5 protein-coding genes are annotated in these 5,075 nt (G+C 46.3%); all 5 read right to left on the reverse strand.

Annotated elements, in window-relative coordinates; all coding sequences use genetic code 11:
- Positions 1-839, reverse strand: an 839-nt coding sequence (gene mtnA, locus KB557_RS08740) for an S-methyl-5-thioribose-1-phosphate isomerase (RefSeq protein ID WP_255133324.1), incomplete at its 3' end; no start/stop codon positions are given.
- Between the two features lie 86 nt (positions 840-925).
- Positions 926-2,188, reverse strand: a complete 1,263-nt coding sequence (locus KB557_RS08745; protein ID WP_255133326.1) for a SufS family cysteine desulfurase — start codon at positions 2,186-2,188, stop codon at positions 926-928.
- A complete protein-coding gene (locus KB557_RS08750) occupies positions 2,185-3,372 on the reverse strand; it encodes a SufD family Fe-S cluster assembly protein (RefSeq protein ID WP_255133328.1) in 1,188 nt (395 codons plus the stop codon). The genes KB557_RS08745 and KB557_RS08750 overlap by 4 nt, the downstream gene beginning before the upstream one ends.
- Positions 3,359-4,186, reverse strand: a complete 828-nt coding sequence (gene sufC / locus KB557_RS08755) for a Fe-S cluster assembly ATPase SufC (RefSeq protein ID WP_255133330.1) — start codon at positions 4,184-4,186, stop codon at positions 3,359-3,361. The genes KB557_RS08750 and sufC overlap by 14 nt, the downstream gene beginning before the upstream one ends.
- Before the next feature lie 55 nt (positions 4,187-4,241).
- On the reverse strand, positions 4,242-5,054 hold the full coding sequence (gene sufB / locus KB557_RS08760; RefSeq protein WP_399218899.1) for a Fe-S cluster assembly protein SufB: 813 nt from the start codon (positions 5,052-5,054) through the stop codon (positions 4,242-4,244).
- Positions 5,055-5,075 lie beyond the last annotated feature (21 nt).

The raw sequence follows: 5,075 nt of genomic DNA on the forward strand, positions 1-5,075 counted from the left end.
GGCAGAGCTACATAAAAGGGAACATTATTATCAAAGGCAGCAAGCGCCTTTAGATAGGTTCCAATCTTGTTACACACATCACCGATGCTGGTGGTGCGATCGGTACCAACTATTACAGCATCAACTTCGCCATGCTGCATCAAATGGCCTCCGGCGTTATCCACAATCACCGTATGTGGCACCCCCTCCTTAGCTAATTCAAAAGCGGTAAGAGCTGCACCTTGATTTCGTGGCCGAGTTTCATCAACCCAAACATGAATATCCATCCCAGCTCGATGTGCTTTATAAATCGGAGCTAGAGCTGTGCCCCAATCAACTGTTGCTAGCCAACCAGCATTGCAGTGAGTTAACACTTGAAATGGCATGCCCAAGCGTTCAAAAGGGCGAGCCGCTGCCAATTTCTGGAAGATAGCTAAGCCGTGGTTGCCAATCGCTTCACACATGGCCACATCTTCTTCAGCAATTACTGAAGCTTCAGCTTGAGCGGCAGCAGCCCGTTGGTGTTGGGGAAGCGTGGCCACCTGATTGCGCACACGCTCTAGGGCCCAACGCAAATTTATGGCGGTTGGGCGAGTGGAGTTAAGCAATTCAAAGGCAGATAAAAGTGCCATATCACTGGGATCTTCCTGTAGGGCCAACATCAACCCATAGGCACCAGTTACTCCTATTAATGGAGCTCCTCTTACCACCATCGTGCTGATGGCAGCTGCGGCATCAGCGCAAGTTCCGAGCGTCTTTGTTTTAAACTGATGCGGCAGTTGGGTTTGATCGATCACACCCACAGACCTGCCGCCCTCCTCTAGCCAAATTGTGCGCCATGCTTTTCCGTCAATATTCATAGCAGAAAAGAAATGTTTGTAATCATCATATTTTAAGCATAAATTTAATACATCTCATATCAAGGGATAAGCAAACCAATCAGGTATCAGCTATGTTCTCTAAGAAAATTAATGCTGTTAGCTAATTCTTCAAGGAACGATTCAATTTCAGAGCGGCTGGTGCTAAAAGCAAGCGAAGCCCTAGCCGAGGCATTAATACCCAATATGCGATGCAATGGTTGAGTGCAATGGTGACCACTGCGGATGCAAATGCCATTTGCATCAAGAAGGGCGCATAGATCATGGGGATGTGCACCTGCTACAACAAAACTGGCAAGCGCAGCACGGTGGGGTTGCTGTTCAGGGGTTGGGCCAAACAAAGTAATTCCTTCAATACGTGCCAAGCCATCCCATAACAAAACTGTTAATTCTTGTTCCCAAGCGTGGATATTACCCAAGCCAAGCTTTGTTAAATAATCAATGGCTGCACCCATTCCAATTGCTTCTCCAATAGCAGGAGTACCAGCTTCAAATTTATGGGGTAGAGCTGCCCAGGTGCTGTGATCAAGAAATACCTCATCTATCATCTCACCGCCACCTAAAAAAGGCGGAGCTTGCTCCAGTAATTCCCTGCGACCCCAAAGAAAGCCCATTCCAGTTGGACCACATAATTTGTGGCTGGAGCCCACTAACCAATCACAGCCCAAAACATGCACGTCAACTGGAATATGGGCCAAACTTTGACAGGCATCAACCAATACTTTGGCGCCTACTTTATGGGAAAGCTCAACTAAATCTGCAATCGGATTTAAACAGCCAAGACTATTACTTAGTTGCACAATTGGAACAATTTTAGTGCGCGTATTTAATTGAGCCCGAAAATCATCAAGGTCAAGCTCGCCAGCAGCCGTAAACCCAACATGCCGCAACACAGCGCCGGTGCGCGCCGCAACCAACTGCCATGGAACGAGGTTACTGTGATGCTCCATTACCGTTGTGAGAATTTCATCGCCTGGCTGCAATTGAGCAGCAGCCCAAGTAAACGCAACTAAATTAATTGCTTCAGTAGCATTGCGAGTAAATACAATCTCTGCTGGATCATTGGCACCAATAAAATTAGCTGTAGTTGATCTAGCCGCTTCAAAAGCATCTGTAGCTCGTGCACTTAAGCTATGGGCACCGCGATGAACATTGGCATTATCGCAGCTGTAATAATGACTTAATGCGTTTATAACCTGCTGCGGCTTCTGGCTTGTAGCAGCATGATCTAAATAGATTAGAGGTTGGCCATTAATTAATTGATCAAAAATTGGGAAATCAACGCGGCATTGCGTTGAAAGATCAGTGATGGTTAGTTTTTCACTTTTCATGGCTTTAATACCGCCTCAAGGGAACAGCCTGAAACTGCAATTGGTGGTAAAAAATTAATAATCTGCTGACAAAAGCCCAGCTTCAACAAGGAAACCGCCTGTTGCCTCGAAATACCACGACTTTGCATATAAAAAAGCTCATCTGTAGCCAAGCTACTAATGGTGGCGCCGTGGCTGCAACGAACATCGTCGGCAACGATTGCAAGCTCTGGCTTTGAATCCACCCTGGCGCGATCACTAAGTAATAGATGGCGACTCAGCTGTGATGCATCAGTTCCTTGGGCAAGTTTAGGAACCTGCACTGCTCCGTTGAAAATACTGCGGCCAGCATCATCTACCAATGCCTTTTGAAGTTGTTCAAGGCGTCCGTTTGGCCCATCAAATCTAACCACGCTATGAAGATCGCAAATATTATTCTCTGCTGCAATTGCCAAATCCCTTAAAAAAGTATGTGCCTCGCCTTCATTTTGCACAACCCTTGGCTCCTGGCGAGCTAATGCCCAGCCATGCACTACTGCCGTGCGTTCATAACTACTTGTTGCTGCCTGATTCACCTCAGAACCAGATAACAAAACCGCTCCCTCAGCTCCAATTAGGTTTTGAGCCTCCAGCAAACTCGAGCCTTGGCCAAGGGTGGCCTGCAGAGTTAGCAACACCAAACTATTAGTGCTGCCTTTAATATTCACAAATAATTCAAGAGATGCGCCCTCTGCAAGGGAAATCTGCATCTTTGCATTTACAAGCGCTGCCGAATTAGTTGGGTTTAAACAAAGCTCAAGCCGCAATGATTCAGCTGCTCCTAATACCAAATTGAAACTAGGGCCCACGATTGAATTCTGCAGCTGAAATACCCAAGCGCTATCAAGATCCTTGCTAGCTGCTGGATTTTCTAGATCAAGCCGCAAGCCGGCAGGCGCAGCGGCTGAGCCCTGCGCAAGCACAAAATTGCCGCCACCTTCATCAAGAGTTAAGCGCACCACATCTGGAGCAAAGAGTGGAGACTGCCCATGAACTACAGGCCCACTTTTTTTAAGTAGTAGGGGCTCAAGATTAGTTAGGGCTGTTAAATCTGTAAAGCGCCAAGGCTCTAGGCGGCGATGGGGCAAACCCTCTTTAAGCAAATAATCAGCAGAATTTTGAGACCGTATGCCATGGGTCTTAACTAAGGCTTCAAGCCAATTCATGCTCCGCCTCCTCGATTGCTTCAGCCCGCGAATTAATACCAGCTTCCTGATCAATCCAGTCGTACCCCCTGCGCTCCAGCTCCAAGGCAAGCTCAGGGCCAGCGGTGCGCAAAATACGGCCATGGGCCATCACATGCACATAATCAGGTGTGATGGCGTCTAGCAATCTTTGGTAGTGGGTAATTAGCAAGGTGGCATTTTGCGGCCCTGCAAGTTGCTTAACCCCATCGGCAATGATACGTAAAGCATCTATGTCTAGTCCTGAATCTGTTTCATCAAGAATTGCCAAATCCGGTTCCAATAAAGCCATTTGCAAGATTTCGTTGCGCTTTTTCTCTCCGCCTGAAAATCCTTCATTAAGACTGCGACCAAGAAAGGCAGGATCCATCTGCACCAATTCCAAACGCTCCTGCAAATGATCATCAAAGCTAAATGTATCCAACTCCTCTAAACCGCTAGCCACACGGCGGGCGTTCGTGGATACTCTTAAAAACTCACGATTACTTACTCCAGGAATTTCCACCGGATATTGAAACCCGAGGAATATTCCTATCCTTGATCGCTCTTCCGGGGGCATCTGAGCTAGATCCAAGCCACGAAAACGGATTGATCCAGCTGTAATTTCGTAGGAGGGATGACCTGCAATTAATTTAGAAAGAGTACTTTTCCCGCTACCATTACGGCCCATTAAGGCATGTATTTCTCCCTGATTAATGGTGAGATTAATGCCACATAAAATTTCTTGGCCTGCAACACTGGCCCTTAAATTGCTAATCTCAAGCAATGGTTCAGAAGTGGCGGCAGAAACTATCACAGAGTCGTTTTGAAGGGGTGAAAATAAGAGAAACTAAACATCAAAAGAGAATCCGTTAACCCACGGAACCCTCAAGCTTTAATGCAAGCAATTTGTCTGCCTCGGCCGCAAATTCAAGGGGAAGCTGGTTAAACACATCTCGGCAAAAACCACTAACCATCATTGAAACCGCCTCTTCAAAAGAAATTCCACGGCTCTGCAGGTAGAAAAGTTGATCGGCAGAAATTCTACAAGTACTTGCTTCGTGCTCGATTATTGCATCTGGTTGCTGAGATCTAATGTAGGGAAAAGTATTAGCTGCAGCTCTATCTCCGATCAACATAGAATCGCATTGACTATAATTTCTAGCACCGTGGGCTTTAGGGCCAACCTGCACTAAACCGCGGTAACTATTGGAAGAATTACCAGCGCTTATACCTTTGCTAACAATTGTGGAGCGGGTGCGGGCACCCACATGCAACATTTTAGTTCCAGTATCAGCCTGTTGATAATTATTAGTTAAAGCAACTGAATAAAACTCTCCAACTGAGTCGTCACCAGCTAATACGCAACTTGGATATTTCCAAGTTATTGCAGAACCTGTTTCCACTTGAGTCCAACTTATATGGCTTCGGGCACCTTCACAAATTCCGCGTTTGGTAACAAAGTTGTAGATGCCACCCTTACCGGTTTCATCGCCTGCATACCAATTCTGAACAGTTGAATATTTTATAGAAGCATCGGTTTTAGCAACTAATTCAACTACGGCAGCATGCAGCTGATTGGTATCAAACATTGGGGCCGTGCAACCTTCAAGATAACTCACAGAGGCGGCCTCTTCAGCCACAATTAAGGTGCGCTCAAACTGACCTGTATCTGATCTTTTTATTGTATTGTAGGGTTAGAGTTT

This window comes from Synechococcus sp. Cruz CV12-2-Slac-r (genome assembly GCF_024346075.1).
Lineage (GTDB): Bacteria > Cyanobacteriota > Cyanobacteriia > PCC-6307 > Cyanobiaceae > Synechococcus_D.

Excerpts from the sequence above, each read along its gene's own strand:
- KB557_RS08745 (WP_255133326.1), bottom strand. The coding sequence starts at position 2,188 with ATGAAAAGTGAAAAACTAACCATCACTGATCTTTCAACGCAATGCCGC.
- KB557_RS08750 (WP_255133328.1), bottom strand. The coding sequence starts at position 3,372 with ATGAATTGGCTTGAAGCCTTAGTTAAGACCCATGGCATACGGTCTCAA.